Annotated in this window: 1 protein-coding gene and 1 pseudogene; both read right to left on the bottom strand. The window is 48.3% G+C overall.

Annotated elements, in window-relative coordinates:
* Positions 1-818 (bottom strand): annotated as a pseudogene (locus R7P67_RS25625) (L-arabinose isomerase); the annotation flags it as partial.
* A 9-nt stretch (positions 819-827) separates the two neighbouring features.
* On the bottom strand, positions 828-1,146 hold a 319-nt coding region (locus tag R7P67_RS25630), incomplete at its 5' end, for a class II aldolase/adducin family protein (protein WP_318086425.1).

Genomic DNA, 1,146 nt, shown 5'->3' on the forward strand with positions numbered 1-1,146 from the left:
CCTGCTCCAACAGATTTGAGGAAAGATTCCATCCCAAGCTCTAAACGTGCCTCTTGCGCCATCAGCTTTTTCAAATCAGAGTCGTTGAACAAGTCTGGAGACATCTCATACATGCATGCGTATTCATCTAGCTGGTGATTTACATCCGCATCTGATATCGAGTTGACTACGTCACTGAGCTCACCAAGACCGTACGCATTCACTTCATATCCAAACTGGATTTGCGCAGAGACTTTGTTGCCTTCCGTGACCGCGACTTGGCGCATGTTGTCGCCAAAGCGGGCGACTTTCAGGTGCTGACCTGCATTCACACCAATAGCGGCGCGACACCAATCGTCGATATCTCTATGCACTTGCGGTTCTTGCCAGTGTCCGACTACGACTTTACGTTCAATATTCAGACGGGTGCCAATGAAGCCAAACTCTCGGCAACCGTGCGCACTTTGGTTGAGGTTCATGAAATCCATGTCGATTTCATCCCATGGTAGCGCCGCGTTGAACTGGGTGTGAAGGTGTAAAAATGGCTTATTTAGCTGGGTTAGGCCGGCAATCCACATCTTGGCTGGAGAGAAAGTGTGCATCCACAGCATCAAGCCGATACAGTCAGGATCGTTATTGGCTGCGCGGCATACTGCGAGAATTTCATCCGGTGTTTTTACCGTGCCTTTGTTAGCAATAGAAACTGAAATGTCATCAGACGAATTTAATCCTGCAATGATTTCTTCGCTGTTTTGCGCAACGCTTTCCAATACTTGTGGGCCGTAAAGATGCTGAGAGCCAGTTACAAACCATATTTGTTTGTCGTTGAAAATCTTCATCATGTTTCCTTATTTTTTGCTTTGACCGTAGTAGGCGTTCGCGCCGTGCTTACGTAAATAATGTTTGTCGAGAAGCGAAGGGTTAAGAGTGTCTACCTCGGCATTGATTTGCAGTGTTTGCAAAGCCATGCCTGCGACCACTTCAACCACTACGGCGTTGTGAACCGCTTGAGCAGGGCTTTTACCCCAAGTAAAAGGTGCGTGTTCTTTGACCAAAATGCCGGGTGACGCCATAACGTTTGAATCACCGATGGTTTCGACGATGACTTTGCCAGTGTTGAGCTCGTAGTTGTGCGCGATCTCTTCGTCGCTCAAGGCGCGAGTGCAC

This window comes from Vibrio sp. Vb0937, assembly GCF_033338855.1.